The sequence below is a fragment of the Stenotrophomonas sp. 22385 genome (assembly GCF_052045085.1).
Classification (GTDB): Bacteria; Pseudomonadota; Gammaproteobacteria; order Xanthomonadales; family Xanthomonadaceae; genus Stenotrophomonas.
The window spans coordinates 352,652-366,176 of record NZ_JBQEOG010000002.1 but is presented as its reverse complement, the minus strand read 5'-3'; the positions used below and the strand labels follow the sequence as shown (position 1 = coordinate 366,176).

Sequence of the window (13,525 nt, the reverse complement as noted above, 5' to 3'; positions counted from 1 at the left end):
TGCCTTGCAGGTAAGCGGCTATTCTCGGGCCAGCGCCGCCGTACCTCAACCAAGGAACTGCGGCGTATTGGGCAGGGCGTCATCCTTGGACCCGCTTTCGGGCGGATAGTGCCCGGCCAGTATGTCCGATACCTCGCCGATGGCCAGCAGCACCGCGTCCTGCAGGGCGCCGTCGCGCAGTTGCTGCTGCATGTGCGCGCACACCGCCTGCCACTGCGCCTCACCCACCCTGCCGCGCAGGCCACGGTCGGCCACCAGCTCAATGGCGTGGTCGGCCAGCAGCAGGTAGACCAGCACGCCGTTGTTGTTCTCGGTATCCCAGGTGCGCAACTGTGCGAAGGCATGCTCGGCCCGCTGGCGGGGCGTGACCCGCTGCCAGAGCGCGGTCAGCGGCAGGTCGGCTTCCACCGCGAACATGACCTGACCGCCGTGGCGACGCTCGCCCGCGGCAATCGCGTCGGTGATGGCCTGCAGCGCGGCCGGCGGGAAGGTCCGCCGCAGCGAGGGCGCGAACAGATGGCGCCAGATGCGCATCACCACCCTCCCGAGGCGCCACCGCCCCCGGATCGCCCACCACCACCGCCCCAGCCGCCACCGCCGAAACCGCCGCCTCCGCCGCCCCAGCCGCCGCCGAAGCCGCCGCCGCCCCACCCGCTGTTGCGGGCGAAGCGGCCGACCCGGCCGGAGGAGAAGCCCACGAAGAGGCCGATCAGCCCCGCCAGGCCACTGGCCAGCCACAGGGAGGTGAACAGGAATGCGGCCACCGCGGCGCCACCACCGCCCAGCAGCGCGCGCACCGGACGCGGCAGCCAGCCCAGCAGGGCGCGGGCAAAGGTGCCGACAAAGAAGCCGATCACCAATGCCATCGTGAAGCCATCGCCGCCGCTGCCGCGGGCGTCGCGGTGGGTACTGACCGGTGCCGGCAGCACCTCGCCATCGATGAGTTTGACCAGCGCCGCACTGCCGTCGGCCAGGCCGCCGGCGTAATCGCCGGTGCGGAAACGGGGGGCCAGGTATTCCTGGATGACCCGGTTGGCGATGGCATCAGGGATCGCTCCCTCCAGCCCGTAACCGGCTTCGATGCGTACCCGTTTGTCGTCCTTGGCCACCACCAGCAGCACGCCATCGTCGACGCCCTTGCGCCCGATCTTCCACTGCTCGAACACGCGCACCGCGTACTGTTCGATGGTTTCCGGCTGGGTCGTGGGCACCATAAGGATCTGCAGCTGGCTGCCCTTGCGCTGCTGCAACGCCAGCGCCTGGGCTTCCAGCGCCTGCTTCTGCGCGGCATCCAGGGTGCCGGTGGTGTCCACCACCGGCGAGGTCATCGGCGGAATCGCCGCGTCGGTCTGTGCCCACGCCGGCAGGGCCAGGCACAGGCACAGGCACAGCAGCACCAGCACGCGCAGCAGCAGGCGGGTATTCACCGCCTTACCGGGCCGGCGCCGGGGCCTGCTGCGGCGGCGACGCGGGCGCAGGAGCCGGGGCCTGCGAACCGAACTTCACCGCCGGCGGCTGCGAGATCTGCGCTTCGTTCTCCACCGTGAAGTTCGGCTTTTCCTTGTAGCCGAAGATCTTGGCGGTGATCAGCTGCGGGAAGGAGCGAACGTAGGTGTTGTAGTCCTGCACCTGCTGGATGTAACGGCCGCGCGCCACGGTGATGCGGTTCTCGGTGCCTTCCAGCTGCGCCTGCAGGTCGCGGAATCCCTGGTCGGACTTCAGGTTCGGGTAGTTCTCGGTCACCACCAGCAGCCGCGACAACGCACCGCTCAGCTCGCCCTGGGCCTGCTGGAACTGCCTGAGCGATTCGGCGTCATCGGCATTGACGTTGACCTGGCCCACGCGCGCGCGCGCGTTGGTCACATCGGTCAGCACCTGGCGTTCCTGGTTGGCATAGCCTTCCACGGTCTGCACCAGGTTGGGGATCAGATCGGCACGGCGCTTGTACTGGTTGAGCACCTCGGCCCAGCCTGCCTTGACCTGTTCATCCTTCTGCTGGATCGCGTTGTAGCCGCACCCAGACAACAGGCTGGCCAGCAAGGCCAGCAGGATCAATCGGGACGTACGCATGTCCGGCTCCGGAGCGGGATGGTCGGGAGCCGGAGCATGCCATGAATAGGGGTTAATACCCCGTCATCACCAGTTGCCGGCACCGGGCACGTGGTGCGCCAGCGCCCGGCGGCGCATCAGCAGGTTCAGCCACTCCACCAGCACCGAGAAGCCCATGGCGGCGTAGATGTAGGGCTTGGGCACGTGCACGTCCAGGCCGTCCAGGATCAGCACCGCGCCGATCAGCAGGATGAAGGCCAGGGCCAGCATCTTCACGGTCGGGTTGGCGTCAATGAAGCGGCCCAGCGGGTTGGCCGCCAGCAGCATGACCGCCACCGACAGCAGGATCGCCGCGACCATCACCGGCACGTGCTCGGCAATGCCGACCGCGGTGATGACCGAATCCAGCGAGAACACGATGTCGATGATGGCGATCTGCGCGATCACCATGCCGAACACGGCCGAGGCCTTGGTGGTGGTGGGGTCTTCATCTTCGCCGCCGGTGATCAGCTCGCGGATTTCCATGCCGCCCTTGATGATCAGGAACAGGCCACCCACGATCAGCACCAGGTCGCGGATGGAGATGCCCATGCCGGCCACGGTGAACAGGTTCGCCTGCATGTGCGCCAGGTAAGCCAGCGACACCAGCAGCAGGATGCGGGTGATGCACGCCACCGCGATGCCGAGCTTGCGCGCGAACGGACGGCGCGCTTCGGGCAGCTTGCTCACGGCGATGGAGATGAACACCAGGTTGTCGATGCCGAGCACGATCTCCAGTGCGCTCAGGGTCAACAGGGTCAACCAGACATTCGGGTCGGACAGCAGCTCAAGAAACATGGACCTGGATCCTTACAAAGGGGGGAAAACAAACGTGAGGCGCGTCAGAGCACGCGCGGCGCCAGGACCAGGCCCCAGCACAGCAGAACATTCATCATCAGCACGAACACCGCCGCCGACCCCATGTCCTTGGCACGGCCGGCCAGCTCATGGAATTCGGCGCCGTAGCGCTCGATCACCGCTTCGATCGCCGAATTGGCCAGCTCCATGGCCAGTACCAGCAGCATTGAGCCGATCATCAGCGCGCGCTCGACCGGGGACTGGCCCAGCCAGAGCGCCACGGGTGCCAGCACCACCAGCAGGTAGACCTCCAGGCGGAACGAGGATTCGTGCAGCCAGGCGGCCCGCAGGCCCTGCCAGGACCACACCGCCGCCTTGAAGATGCGCTTGGGGCCGCGCGGCATGTGCCCGATTTCATCCGCCACGCAGCGTCACCCCACGACGGAAAGCGAGGCAGCACGGCAGGTGCGGGGCACGACAAGGGGTCATGGGCGGCGCGACGGAAGGCGAAGAATCCGACATTTTGCCACAAGGAAGGGGGGTACCTCCCGGTTGAACCGGTGCCTGACGGCTGGTAGCGCCGGCCATTGGCCGGCCCAGGCGGCGCCGGATGCCATCCGCGCGCCTAGAATGGCCGGACGCACTACAGGAGTCCTGCATGTCCCAGCGTTTCGCCCGCCCCCTGCTGCTCGCCCTGGCCATGACCGCCAGCCTGCCCGCCCTGGCCCTGAAGCCTGCCCCGGTGCCGGCCCCGCCGCAGATCCCCGAACAGGTCTCCAACGTGGCCTGGGCCGGCGACATGGCCGCCTTCGCCAGGGCCGACGCCACCACCCCGCCCCCGCGCGGCGGCATCGAGTTCATCGGCAGTTCCTCGATCCGGATGTGGGACACCCTGGCGGCCGACTTCCCCGGCCAGAAGGTCTTCAACCGTGGCTTCGGCGGCTCCGAAGTGCGCGACAGCACCTGGTACGCCGACCAGATCGTGATCCCGTACGCGCCCTGCAAAGTCTTCTTCTACGCCGGCGACAACGACCTCAACAGCGGTCGCACGCCCATCCAGGTCCGCGACGACGTCGTGGCATTCGTGCAGCGCGTGCACCGCGACCTGCCGAAGACCACCGTCGAGGTCATCTCGATCAAGCCCAGCCCGTCGCGCGCGCAGCTGCTGCCGGCCGTGCAGGAAGCAAATGGACTGATCCAGCGGGCCTTGGCGAAGCTGCCCAACACCGGTTACACCGACATCTACACCCCGATGCTGGGCGCGGATGGGCAGCCGCGCGCGGCGTTGTTCCGCGAGGACATGCTGCATATGAAGCCGGAAGGGTATGCGATCTGGCGGAAGGCATTGGCAAGCAAGGTGCAGTGTGGTGCAACGGAAAAGCGGTAACAGCGCACGTTGTTCGAGGTCATGCGTCAAAGGGCCGATCAGCATAGTCGGCAGTCGTTTGGGAACCGACCCTACCGCCCGCGGCCAACTGTCGAAGGGGTGGCGGGCAGGCAATCGAATCGCCACCGCCGTTCGCTCAATGCCTCAGCGATAGATGATGGTGGCCTGGGTGCCGACGCCGGGCTCACTGGTCAGGGCGATCTTCCAGCCGAAGCGGTCGCACAGGCGGCGCACGATCGACAGGCCCAGGCCGGTGCCCTGCGGGCGGCTGGGTTCGGCGCGGTAGAACGGCTCGAACGCCCGCGACAACGCTTCGGCCGACATGCCGATGCCGGTGTCGCGCACCACCACCCGGTCGTCCAGCACGTCCACATCGATACGGCCTTCATCGGTGTAGCTGCACGCGTTGCGCAGCAGGTTGCTGACCACCACCTGCAGCACCCGGGGCGGGGCGTGCAGGTGCACCGGTGCCTCGCTGTGCAGGTGGATCTCCACCGGCCGGCCGACGATCAGCTCGCGCGCGTTGTCCACCTCGTAACGCACGATTTCGTTGACATCGAACAGCTCGATCTGCGGCTCTACGTCCGCCTCGCGGGCGAGAATCAGGAAGGCATCGATCACGGCCTCCATGTCGCGGCCCGCGCGCTGGATACGGTGCAGGCCGCGGCGCAGCCGCGGGGTCATGTCCTGGTCGCCCAGGGCCATGTCGCTGGCCACCCGGATCACCGTCAGCGGCGTGCGCAGCTCATGGCTTGCATCACGGGTAAAGTTGCGCTCGCGCGCCACGTGCGCGGTGACCCGCGTGGCCAGCGAATGCAGTGCCGCCGCCAGCTGCCGCGTTTCGCCCTGCATGTCGGCCGGCAGCTTGTCCGGTGCCAGGTCCGATGCTTCCGGATGTCCCGGGTTCCAGCGCGATACCCGCCGCGCCAGCCAGTTCACCGGTGAGACCAGCCGTTTCGACGCGCGGTACGTGATCCACGACGCCCCATACACCGCCAGCAGTGTCAACAGCACCGGCACGATCCCGAACCAGAACGCCAGCATTTCCGCGCGCGAACGCAGGAACACCAGGTACAGCTGCCCTTCCGGGCGTGCGTCGACCAGCACCAGCTGGTCGTCGGCCTTCAACTCGTGAAAGCCAGGCGCCAGCGTGCGCAGGTTGCCGGGCAGGCTGAGCGCCGATTGCCCTGTCTCCAGAAGGTAGCCGCGGATGTTGCGCGTGTTCGGCGGCGGCTGCGCGGGCGAAGCGGCGTGCAGCTCCCAGAAGTAGGCCGCCTCCTCCTTCAGCGCGCTGCTGACCAGGCTGTGCTTGATCACCAGCGACACCAGCCACGCGCCCAGCAGAATGGCCAGGCTGGCCAGTACGGCCTGCAGGATGAAGACAATGCGGATCTTGCGCGGCAGACCGTGCGGCATTACGAAGTCCAGGTCGGGTCGCCGCGATTATAGGAAAGCGCGCCGTTATTCCATCGTGCAAGCAAAGACGATGCCCCGACAAGTGCCGGGGCATCGTGTACATCGGGGCCGACGAAGGCCCGCGTCATCGTGCGGCCTGCGGTGTGGCCATCAGCTCATTGGCTGGGCGATATCGGCAATACGGTAGCCGGCGCTCTGCACGGTGTGCAGCAGCGGACGGTCGAACGGCTTGTCGATGATCTTGCGCAGGTTGTACAGGTGGCTGCGCAGCGTGTCCGAATCCGGCAGCCCGTTGCCCCAGATCTCGCGCTCGATTTCCTGGCGGGTCACCACGCGCGGCGATTCGCGCATCAGGATGGTGAGCAGGCGCAGGCCGATGGGCGAAAGCTGCAGCTCGGTGCCCGCACGCGTGGCGCGCATGCTGACCGGATCCAGCACCAGATCGGCGACCTTCAGCACTTCCGAGCCCACCTGGCGGCGCTCGCGCCGGATCAACGCGCGCAGGCGTGCTTCCAGCTCCTGGATCGCAAACGGCTTGGTCAGGTAATCGTCGGCGCCGAAGCCCAGACCGGTGAGCTTGTCATCCAGCGTATCGCGCGCGGTCAACATGAGCACCGGCGTCGACTTGCGCGCGTCGTTGCGCAGACGGCGGCAGACTTCGATGCCGTCCAGGCGCGGCAGCATCAGGTCCAGCACCACCACGTCGTAGCTGTTTTCCGCCGCCAGACGATAGCCGTCCAGTCCGTCCTGGGCGTAGTCCACTTCGAACCCGCGGCCTTCCAGGTATTCCCCGATCATCTCGGAGATGTTGCGGTTGTCTTCGACCACCAGCACCAGGCCGGAGGTTTCCTTTGTCTGACGCATGGGAGTCCCTCTTTCTTCAGCTTTGTGAAACATGCCGGATCGTCGGTGGAGGCGGCGTGAAGCTGCTCACGGATCATCCGGGCGGGGCAGTCAGCAGGGGTTTGAGCAGCGGCCAGACGTTGTCCAGCACCTTCGGCTGGGCCTTGGCGGTGGGGTGCAGCCCGTCGCCCTGCATCAACCCGGGCTGCAGGGCCACTCCCTCAAGCAGGAAGGGCAGCAGCGCCACCTTGTACTGGCTGGCGAGCCCGGTGTACGTCTGGCGCAGGCGGTCCCGGTAGGCCGGCCCATAATTGGGCGGCACGTCAATGCCCAGCAGCAGGACCTTCGCGCCAGCCTTCTGGCTGGCCACGATCATCTTTTCCAGATTGCCCCGCAGCTGCGCCGGGCTCAACCCGCGCAACGCGTCATTGCCGCCCAGTTCGATCACCACCACCGACGGGCGGTGCTTCTGCAGCAGCGCGGGCAGGCGGGTCAGTGCGCCGGCAGTGGTTTCGCCGCTGATGCTCGCGTTGATGATCGCCGGCGGTGGCGTGATCTGCTGGCTAACCCGCTGCTGAAGCAGGTTTACCCAGCCCGATGCAGCCGGGATATTGTGGGCGGCACTGAGGCTGTCGCCGACCACCAGCACCGTGTGCCGGGGGGCGGCACCTTTGGCACATGCCAGTGCAGGCAACAGCAGCAACCCTGCCAGAAGCAGGAACACCTGGGCCATGCGGCCCGCCCAATTTGCTCGGTACATTGGAGAATCCTCATCGACAGCCTGTCCCCCCGCAGCGCGCCGGTCGCCATTGCCGCCCACAACGTGGGCAAGTCCGCACGTGGCCCGGAGGGTGAAGTCCACATACTGGACAACATTGACATGACCGTCCATGAAGGCGAGAGCGTGGCCATCGTCGGCGCTTCCGGTTCGGGCAAGACCACCCTGCTTGGCCTGCTGGCTGGACTGGACCTGCCCAGCCGTGGCGACATCGCCCTGGCCGGCGCCACGCTGGGCACGCTGGATGAGGAAGCCCGCGCGCAGCTGCGCGCGCGCGAGGTCGGCTTCGTGTTCCAGAGCTTCCACCTGCTGCCGGCGCTGACCGCTGAAGAGAACATCGCGCTGCCGCTGGAACTGGCCGGGCGCGAGGATCCCGCGCGGGTGCGCGAGGTGCTGGCGCAGGTCGGGCTGACCCACCGCGCCCGCCACTACCCGCGCCAGCTGTCCGGCGGCGAGCAGCAGCGCGTGGCGCTGGCGCGTGCCTTCGTAGCGCGGCCGCGCATCCTGTTTGCCGATGAGCCCACCGGCAGCCTGGACCAGGCCACCGGGCAGCAGATCAGCGACCTGCTGTTCGCACTCAACGCCACCAGCGATACCACGCTGGTGCTGGTCACCCATGACCTGCGCCTGGCCCAGCGTTGCGAGCGCATCTACCGGCTCGACGGCGGCCGTCTGGTCGATGCCGCCGGCATCACCGCATGAACGTGCTGCGACATGCCGGGCGCGCGCTTCGCCGGGAGTTCCTGGCCGGTGACCTGCTGACCGTGTTCGCCGCGCTGGTGCTGGGCGTAGCGGTAATGACCGCAGTGGGCACGCTGGTCAACCGGGTCACGCTGGCGTTGACCAGCAGCGCTGCGGAAATGCTCGGTGGCGACCTCGGCCTGGGTGGCCGCCAGGACGTGCCGCAGTCCTTTGCCGACGAGGCAAGAACGCGCGGCCTGGCCAGCACCCGCATGGTCAGCTTCCCCAGCGTGCTGTTCCATGGCGATGAGAGCCAGATGGCCAACATCAAGGCGGTCAGCGCCGGCTATCCACTGCGCGGTGAACTGCGGGTCAGCCGCGCTCCGGGAGGAGCCGGCGAAGTAGCCGGCACCCCGGCCGCGGGCGAAGCATATGCCGACCCACGTTTGATGCAGGCCCTGGGGTTGAAGGTGGGCGATGCACTCGAGTTCGGCGCCGGCACGCTTACCGTGACCCGCGTGCTGCAGGCCGAACCCGATACCTCCGGCGAGCTGATGCAGCTGTCACCACCGCTGCTGGTCAACCGGCTCGATGTGGACCGCGCAGGCCTGCTCGGACCGGGCAGCCGTGCTTCGTACCGCATGATGTTTGCCGGCGATGCAAACGCGATCGCCGATTTCCGCGGCTGGCTGCAGCCGCGCGCCAAAGGCCTGCGCATCGTCGGCATCGCCGATGCGCAGCGCGGCGTGCGCGGCGCGTTCGACCTTGCCGGCCGCTTCCTGTCGCTGGCCGCACTGCTGGCGGTGCTGCTGGCAGGCGTGGCCACCGCGCTGGCCGCCAACCGCTTCGCCCTGCGCCGGATCGACCAGGTAGCGGTACTGCGCTGCCTGGGCGCGCGCAATCGCGACATCCTCAGCGCCATGGCACTGCAGTTGGTGCTGCTGGCCATCCCGGCCTGCCTGGTCGGGATCGGGCTGGGCATGGCCGCCCAGGCCGGGCTGGTGCAGGCGCTGGGCGGGCTGATTCCGGGCCGGTTGCCGCTGCCGCAGGCCACCCCCGCGCTGAGCGGGGCCGGGATCGGGCTGGTGCTGCTGCTCGGCTTTGGCCTGCCGCCGTTGCTGCGGCTGCGCAGGGTGCCGCCGATGCGCGTGCTCAACCGCAGCTTCGCCACCCTGCCGCCGAGTTCGCTGCTGGTGTATGCCGCCGCGCTGGCAGCCACCGTGGCACTCACCGTGCAGGCCACCGGCGACATTCGGCTGGCGGCCTGGGTACTGGGTGGACTGGCCGCGCTGGCGCTGCTGGCGGGCGCCGCCGGTGCCGCTCTGCTGTGGCTGCTGCGCGGCCTGCAGCCGCGCCTGCGTGGGCGCTGGAAGCTGGGCCTTGCGGCGCTCACCCGTCGCCGCGGGCTGGCAGTGATGCAGCTGGTAGGGCTGTCGCTGTCGCTGTGCGCGCTGCTGCTGCTGTCGGTGATCGGCCCGGGGCTGCTGGCGCAGTGGCGCGACCGTCTGCCCAGCGATACCCCCAATTATTTCCTGATGAACATCCAGCCCGAGCAGCGCCAGGCGGTGCTGGCGGCATTGGACGGGTTGGGGGTGGCATCGCCGGGGATCGAGCCGTTCAGCACCGGTCGGCTGCTGGCGGTGAACGACGCGCCGCCGCGACGCCTGGAGCGCCAGGACAACAGCAATGATGACGACGACGCCAACCGCCCGGTCAATTTCTCCTGGCGACATGACTTCCCGCCGGCCAATGCCCTGTTGAGCGGCAGGTACTGGGCGCCGGACAGCACTGCGGCCGAAGCGTCCATCGAACAGGGCTGGGCCGAGCGCTATGGGATGAAGCTGGGCGATACGGTCACCCTGCAGATGGGCGAACAGCAACGGCGCTTCACGGTGACCAGCATCCGCAAGGCCGACTGGGATTCGTTCCGGGTCAACTTCTTCCTGCTTCTCAACGAAGGCGCGGTCGGCGATGCGCCGTACAACCTGATCACCGCCTTCCACCTGCCGCGCGAACAGGCGCCGGCCCTGGCCGGATTGACCCGGCAGTACCCGAACATTTCCCTGCTGGATATCGACAGCATCCTGCAACGGGTGCGCGAGGTGGTAGACCGGGTGACCCAGGCGGTGCAGCTGGTGATGGGCTTCAGCCTGCTGGCCGGGGTGCTGGTGCTGCTGGCGGCGCTGCAGGCCACGGCCGGTGAACGCCGCTACGACAGCGCAGTGCTGCGGACGCTGGGCGCTACCCGCACCCAGCTGCGCGGCGCGGTGCTGGTGGAGTTCGGCGCGCTGGGGCTGCTGTCCTCGCTGCTGGCGGTGGGTACCGCGGCGCTGCTGGGCAGCGTGGTGGCCCGCCAGGTGTTCGAACTGCAGCTCAGTCCGCCTTGGGGACCGCTGCTGGTGGGCGGCGCGCTGGGCGTGGCGCTGAGCATGCTGGCCGGCTGGTGGGGTACGCGGCGGATCCTGCACACCCCGCCGGCGCTTGCGCTGCGGGAAGCCTGACGGTGGCGCCGAAGAGAACGACAGGAACCGGTCGCCACGTCGCCGGCATCACACGGTCCGGCCGCCGGCCGGGGCTACCATGCAGGGATAATCCCCCTCCCCGTCCTTGAGATCCCCCGCGATGCCCGGTACGTCGTTCACCGCTTACCTCTACCCCGTGTTGCTGCTGTTGGGCAGCAACATCTTCATGACCTTCGCCTGGTACGGCCACCTCAAGTACAAGAGCGCGCCGCTGATGATGGTGATCCTGGTCAGCTGGGGCATCGCCTTCTTCGAATACTGCCTGCAGGTGCCGGGCAACCGGCTGGGCAGTGCGGTGTACTCGGCGCCGCAGCTCAAGGGCATGCAGGAAGTGATCACCCTGGTGGTATTTGCGGTGTTCTCCGCCTTCTACCTGGACCAGCCGTTGAAGTGGAACCATTACGCCGCATTCGGGTTGATCGTGATCGCGGCGTTTCTGATGTTCAAAGAGTGAGCGCCACGCGCTCACTCGGGTAGCAACCGACCGTTGGTCGGTTGGCATCCCACGCTTTTCGCCGTCATCCGGTCGCAACCGACCGTTGGCTGGTCGGCCTCTGGTCGGTCGGGGTCTGCTCGGTTGCCATTCGAAGCTTGTTCACCAGTTCCCTTCGCGCATCCTTGAGCATGCGGCGTTTCATCTTTGTATGGCCGAAGCGCATCTTCTCTACCTGGGCACGCAGTGCATCGGCCTGCGCATGGCTGAGCGATTCAGGCTTTCCCACTTCGCGCAAGGTGACCAGCGCATTGCGTTCCGCGATCTCGCTACGCACCCACTTCGGCTCGTGGTTCTGCCAGGGTGTTGGCTGATCGTCCTGCGGCGAGGACAGGTGCTGCGATGCAGGCAGCATCGCCACCTGCTCTTCCAGCTGGCTGTTGTACTGCGTGGAAGCGCTCAACCGGTAGTCGTCGAAGTTGATCTTGCGGAGCTCGTCCAAGCTGTGTCCTGCGGTGCGGGGACTGGGCATCGGATTGACGGCATAGCTGGCGGCAAGCCGATGAAGCCCCTCACGGCGTACCGGAATTTCGCTGGATTTCTCGTCCAGCGCGCGTCTCAAGCCGGCCTTGAACCCCGCCTCGGCCACACACAGTGCCTGCCTGCCAACGGGACTGATTTCACCGAACAGGCGCGGATTTTCCTCCATCCGGCGGTGACACGCGGCGTAGTTGCGACTCAACGGTGTGAGCACTTCATCGGGCCACGACTGGCCGCCATTGCAGATATCAGTCAGTGGGAACACATCGGTTTGTGGCGTGGCGACCGGCGCGGCACCCGCGCCCCGGAACACGGCGGCGCCGACCAGCGCGGTGAACAGTGTGGAGAATTGCATCGCAAGAAGTATCCCGATCTGCAGGTGCAGTAAGTAGTCACCTTCGATGCCGGGATAACCTTCAGGTTTCGATCATTACATCACTCAGCGCGCGGCGTCGGCCGGGGCCTTTTCCACCCACTGCCTGAACACCGCGTCGATCTGCGGATCCTTCACTCTCCTGCCGTCCTGGATGTCCTGGGCCTGGGTGAACAGCGGGATGATCATCGCCATGCCGTCCACCTTGGTCTTCAGGTGCACGCCCGGCGCCTGCCCGAGGTAGCCGTTCCAGCGCGCGCGCACCTTGGCCCAGTAGTCGGCCGTCGCGTTCCAGTAGTCGTAGGCCGGCTTGAAGTCGACCTCGGTGGTGCGGTTGTAATCGTTGAAGCCGAACTCGCGCGCGATCTCCTGCTGGCTGCCGTCGGCGCCGCGCAGGATCTTGGTGTTGAACTGTTCGTGGGTCCAACCGTTGGGCGTGAGCGTGTGCCGGTTGACCACCGCCAGCGCGTTGTAGTCGCTGCGGCGGGTGTATTCGCGGCGCGGCAGCGGCCGCCAGCTGAGGTCGCTGGTCCAGGTGGCCACGCCGTTGCGGTAGTCCCACCGGCCGGTGCCGCAGTAACGCGGGGCATCGCTCACTTCATACACACACTGGGTCCACGCGCCGGCGTTGACCGCCGGATCGATCGAACGCACCTGCCAGGTCTGGTCGGCGCTGAACTCGAACCGGTTCGGCGCTTGATACACCCAGTCCTGTCGCCAGTGCTTGGTCACGTGGCCGCTCTTTCCATCCACCAGCAGGTGCTGGAGCACGATCCGTTTCGGGCTGTCCTCGACCACGATCACCACTTCGTTGCCGCCGCTGCGCACGGCCGGCGCACGCTCATAGCCGGGCTTGAGCAGCACGGTTTCGTCGAAGGCGAAATCGACGATGTGCTCGCCCTTCATGGCCAGGATGCTGGCGCGGTCGCGCTGCAGGTCGGAGGGCTGGGCGTGGGCGATGCCGCTGGCGGCAAGCAGCAGCCACGCACAGCCGGCGCGTAGTGACACGCCATGCGTGTCTTTCGGGGTGACGGGAGATTGCGTGGAACACGCATGGCGTGTCGCTACGGTCGTCGACTGCATCTACGAAGATCCCTCAGGAAGGTCGGGTGGAAGGAAGATGGACAAGCGGTACGACGTTGGACTCGTCCACCCACAGCTCGCCATCGGCGCCCTCGACCCGCGCGATGCGGCGCGCGGCGATGGCGCCGAGCGCCGACAATGGCGCCACGCTGGCAGCCAGTGCCTGGCCGGTGCGGGCGTGCAGGCGCAGCGCGCACATGCGCCAGGGCTCGCCGCCCAGGCGCGTGGCCAGCCGGCGCCACAGACGTTCGGCCACGCCGCCCTCATTGGCCGGCTCCGGCCGCGCCGGAAACGCAGAGATCAGGCGGTCCCAGGCCAGGAAGTCGCTGTCGGGCAACAGGTACAGCCGCCAGCAGCAGCGGCCGCGCGCGTCGGAAAAGCACAGGCTTTCGCGGATGCCCTCGCTGTCCATGCCCTGGCAGGCATGGGCGGAAACGGCATGTTTCCAGCCACCCAGCTCGCTGCTTTCGGGCCGGTACAGACACAGCACCGTGCCCAGTGCCGCCAGCTGTTCCGGGGATGGCAGCTGGCCAGGGCGCAGGTACCGGTCGGGGGTTCGCAGTGCGGAAAGGGCTCGGCTCAT

The 13,525-nt window shown here is 67.5% G+C and carries 15 protein-coding genes; 4 read left to right on the top strand and 11 right to left on the bottom strand.

The genetic code is table 11. The features are described 5' to 3' along the window. Positions 1 to 45 precede the first annotated feature (45 nt). From ACTJI4_RS06050 to ACTJI4_RS06030, 5 genes are all read right to left on the bottom strand, one after another. A complete protein-coding gene (locus tag ACTJI4_RS06050; RefSeq protein WP_392919063.1) occupies positions 46 to 534 on the bottom strand; it encodes a TPM domain-containing protein in 489 nt (162 codons plus the stop codon). Further along, positions 534 to 1,427 (bottom strand): TPM domain-containing protein, encoded by an 894-nt coding sequence (locus ACTJI4_RS06045; protein WP_440868814.1) that lies wholly within the window; start codon positions 1,425 to 1,427, stop codon positions 534 to 536. The genes ACTJI4_RS06050 and ACTJI4_RS06045 overlap by 1 nt, the downstream gene beginning before the upstream one ends. Positions 1,428 to 1,431: 4 nt before the next feature. After that, the gene (locus ACTJI4_RS06040) at positions 1,432 to 2,070 is read right to left on the bottom strand and encodes a LemA family protein (RefSeq protein WP_392919069.1); all 639 of its coding nucleotides are present in this window, start codon (positions 2,068 to 2,070) and stop codon (positions 1,432 to 1,434) included. A 66-nt stretch (positions 2,071 to 2,136) separates the two neighbouring features. Next, positions 2,137 to 2,886 (bottom strand): TerC family protein, encoded by a 750-nt coding sequence (locus ACTJI4_RS06035; RefSeq protein WP_392919071.1) that lies wholly within the window; start codon positions 2,884 to 2,886, stop codon positions 2,137 to 2,139. A 44-nt stretch (positions 2,887 to 2,930) separates the two neighbouring features. Next, positions 2,931 to 3,311, bottom strand: a complete 381-nt coding sequence (locus tag ACTJI4_RS06030; protein WP_392919074.1) for a diacylglycerol kinase — start codon at positions 3,309 to 3,311, stop codon at positions 2,931 to 2,933. Between the two features lie 233 nt (positions 3,312 to 3,544). On the opposite strand from ACTJI4_RS06030, the gene ACTJI4_RS06025 reads away from it, so the two are divergent. Beyond that, entirely contained in the window at positions 3,545 to 4,273 is a 729-nt protein-coding gene (locus ACTJI4_RS06025; RefSeq protein WP_392919077.1) for an SGNH/GDSL hydrolase family protein, read from the top strand. A 144-nt stretch (positions 4,274 to 4,417) separates the two neighbouring features. On the opposite strand, the gene ACTJI4_RS06020 is transcribed toward ACTJI4_RS06025, so the two are convergent. The 3 genes from ACTJI4_RS06020 to ACTJI4_RS06010 all read right to left on the bottom strand — a co-directional run bounded on the left by ACTJI4_RS06020 (position 4,418) and on the right by ACTJI4_RS06010 (position 7,292). Continuing rightward, positions 4,418 to 5,689: a sensor histidine kinase gene (locus tag ACTJI4_RS06020; protein WP_392919079.1), complete on the bottom strand. Its 1,272-nt coding sequence runs from the start codon at positions 5,687 to 5,689 to the stop codon at positions 4,418 to 4,420. Positions 5,690 to 5,839: 150 nt separating this feature from the next. Further along, complete coding sequence (locus ACTJI4_RS06015) at positions 5,840 to 6,553, bottom strand: response regulator transcription factor (RefSeq protein WP_019182442.1); 714 nt, start codon at positions 6,551 to 6,553, stop codon at positions 5,840 to 5,842. A gap of 73 nt (positions 6,554 to 6,626) precedes the next feature. Next, positions 6,627 to 7,292 carry an arylesterase gene (locus ACTJI4_RS06010; protein WP_392919082.1) on the bottom strand — a complete coding sequence of 222 codons (666 nt, stop codon included), beginning with the start codon at positions 7,290 to 7,292 and terminating at the stop codon, positions 6,627 to 6,629. A gap of 120 nt (positions 7,293 to 7,412) precedes the next feature. Here ACTJI4_RS06010 and ACTJI4_RS06005 point away from each other — a divergent pair, with 120 nt between their 5' ends. The 3 genes from ACTJI4_RS06005 (at position 7,413) to ACTJI4_RS05995 (ending at position 10,967) form a co-directional block, all read left to right on the top strand. Further along, a complete protein-coding gene (locus ACTJI4_RS06005) occupies positions 7,413 to 8,012 on the top strand; it encodes an ABC transporter ATP-binding protein (protein WP_392919084.1) in 600 nt (199 codons plus the stop codon). Continuing rightward, positions 8,009 to 10,492, top strand: a complete 2,484-nt coding sequence (locus ACTJI4_RS06000) for an ABC transporter permease (RefSeq protein WP_392919086.1) — start codon at positions 8,009 to 8,011, stop codon at positions 10,490 to 10,492. The genes ACTJI4_RS06005 and ACTJI4_RS06000 overlap by 4 nt, the downstream gene beginning before the upstream one ends. 121 nt (positions 10,493 to 10,613) lie before the next feature. Further along, positions 10,614 to 10,967: a DMT family protein gene (locus ACTJI4_RS05995; RefSeq protein ID WP_392919089.1), complete on the top strand. Its 354-nt coding sequence runs from the start codon at positions 10,614 to 10,616 to the stop codon at positions 10,965 to 10,967. Positions 10,968 to 11,031: 64 nt separating this feature from the next. On the opposite strand, the gene ACTJI4_RS05990 is transcribed toward ACTJI4_RS05995, so the two are convergent. The 3 genes from ACTJI4_RS05990 to ACTJI4_RS05980 form a co-directional block, all read right to left on the bottom strand. Beyond that, positions 11,032 to 11,841, bottom strand: coding sequence for a hypothetical protein (locus ACTJI4_RS05990; RefSeq protein WP_392919092.1), 810 nt, complete (start codon positions 11,839 to 11,841; stop codon positions 11,032 to 11,034). Positions 11,842 to 11,925: 84 nt separating this feature from the next. Further along, the gene (locus ACTJI4_RS05985) at positions 11,926 to 12,840 is read right to left on the bottom strand and encodes a DUF6607 family protein (RefSeq protein ID WP_392919929.1); all 915 of its coding nucleotides are present in this window, start codon (positions 12,838 to 12,840) and stop codon (positions 11,926 to 11,928) included. A gap of 115 nt (positions 12,841 to 12,955) precedes the next feature. Next, positions 12,956 to 13,525, bottom strand: a complete 570-nt coding sequence (locus tag ACTJI4_RS05980; RefSeq protein WP_392919095.1) for a Hemin transport protein — start codon at positions 13,523 to 13,525, stop codon at positions 12,956 to 12,958.

Excerpts from the sequence above, each read along its gene's own strand:
- ACTJI4_RS06050 (WP_392919063.1), bottom strand. The coding sequence starts at position 534 with ATGCGCATCTGGCGCCATCTGTTCGCGCCCTCGCTGCGGCGGACCTTC.
- ACTJI4_RS06040 (WP_392919069.1), bottom strand. The coding sequence starts at position 2,070 with ATGCGTACGTCCCGATTGATCCTGCTGGCCTTGCTGGCCAGCCTGTTG.
- ACTJI4_RS06035 (WP_392919071.1), bottom strand. The coding sequence starts at position 2,886 with ATGTTTCTTGAGCTGCTGTCCGACCCGAATGTCTGGTTGACCCTGTTG.
- ACTJI4_RS06025 (WP_392919077.1), top strand. The coding sequence starts at position 3,545 with ATGTCCCAGCGTTTCGCCCGCCCCCTGCTGCTCGCCCTGGCCATGACC.
- ACTJI4_RS06020 (WP_392919079.1), bottom strand. The coding sequence starts at position 5,689 with ATGCCGCACGGTCTGCCGCGCAAGATCCGCATTGTCTTCATCCTGCAG.
- ACTJI4_RS06015 (WP_019182442.1), bottom strand. The coding sequence starts at position 6,553 with ATGCGTCAGACAAAGGAAACCTCCGGCCTGGTGCTGGTGGTCGAAGAC.
- ACTJI4_RS06010 (WP_392919082.1), bottom strand. The coding sequence starts at position 7,292 with ATGTACCGAGCAAATTGGGCGGGCCGCATGGCCCAGGTGTTCCTGCTT.
- ACTJI4_RS06005 (WP_392919084.1), top strand. The coding sequence starts at position 7,413 with ATGACCGTCCATGAAGGCGAGAGCGTGGCCATCGTCGGCGCTTCCGGT.
- ACTJI4_RS06000 (WP_392919086.1), top strand. The coding sequence starts at position 8,009 with ATGAACGTGCTGCGACATGCCGGGCGCGCGCTTCGCCGGGAGTTCCTG.
- ACTJI4_RS05995 (WP_392919089.1), top strand. The coding sequence starts at position 10,614 with ATGCCCGGTACGTCGTTCACCGCTTACCTCTACCCCGTGTTGCTGCTG.
- ACTJI4_RS05990 (WP_392919092.1), bottom strand. The coding sequence starts at position 11,841 with ATGCAATTCTCCACACTGTTCACCGCGCTGGTCGGCGCCGCCGTGTTC.
- ACTJI4_RS05980 (WP_392919095.1), bottom strand. The coding sequence starts at position 13,525 with ATGAGCCGAGCCCTTTCCGCACTGCGAACCCCCGACCGGTACCTGCGC.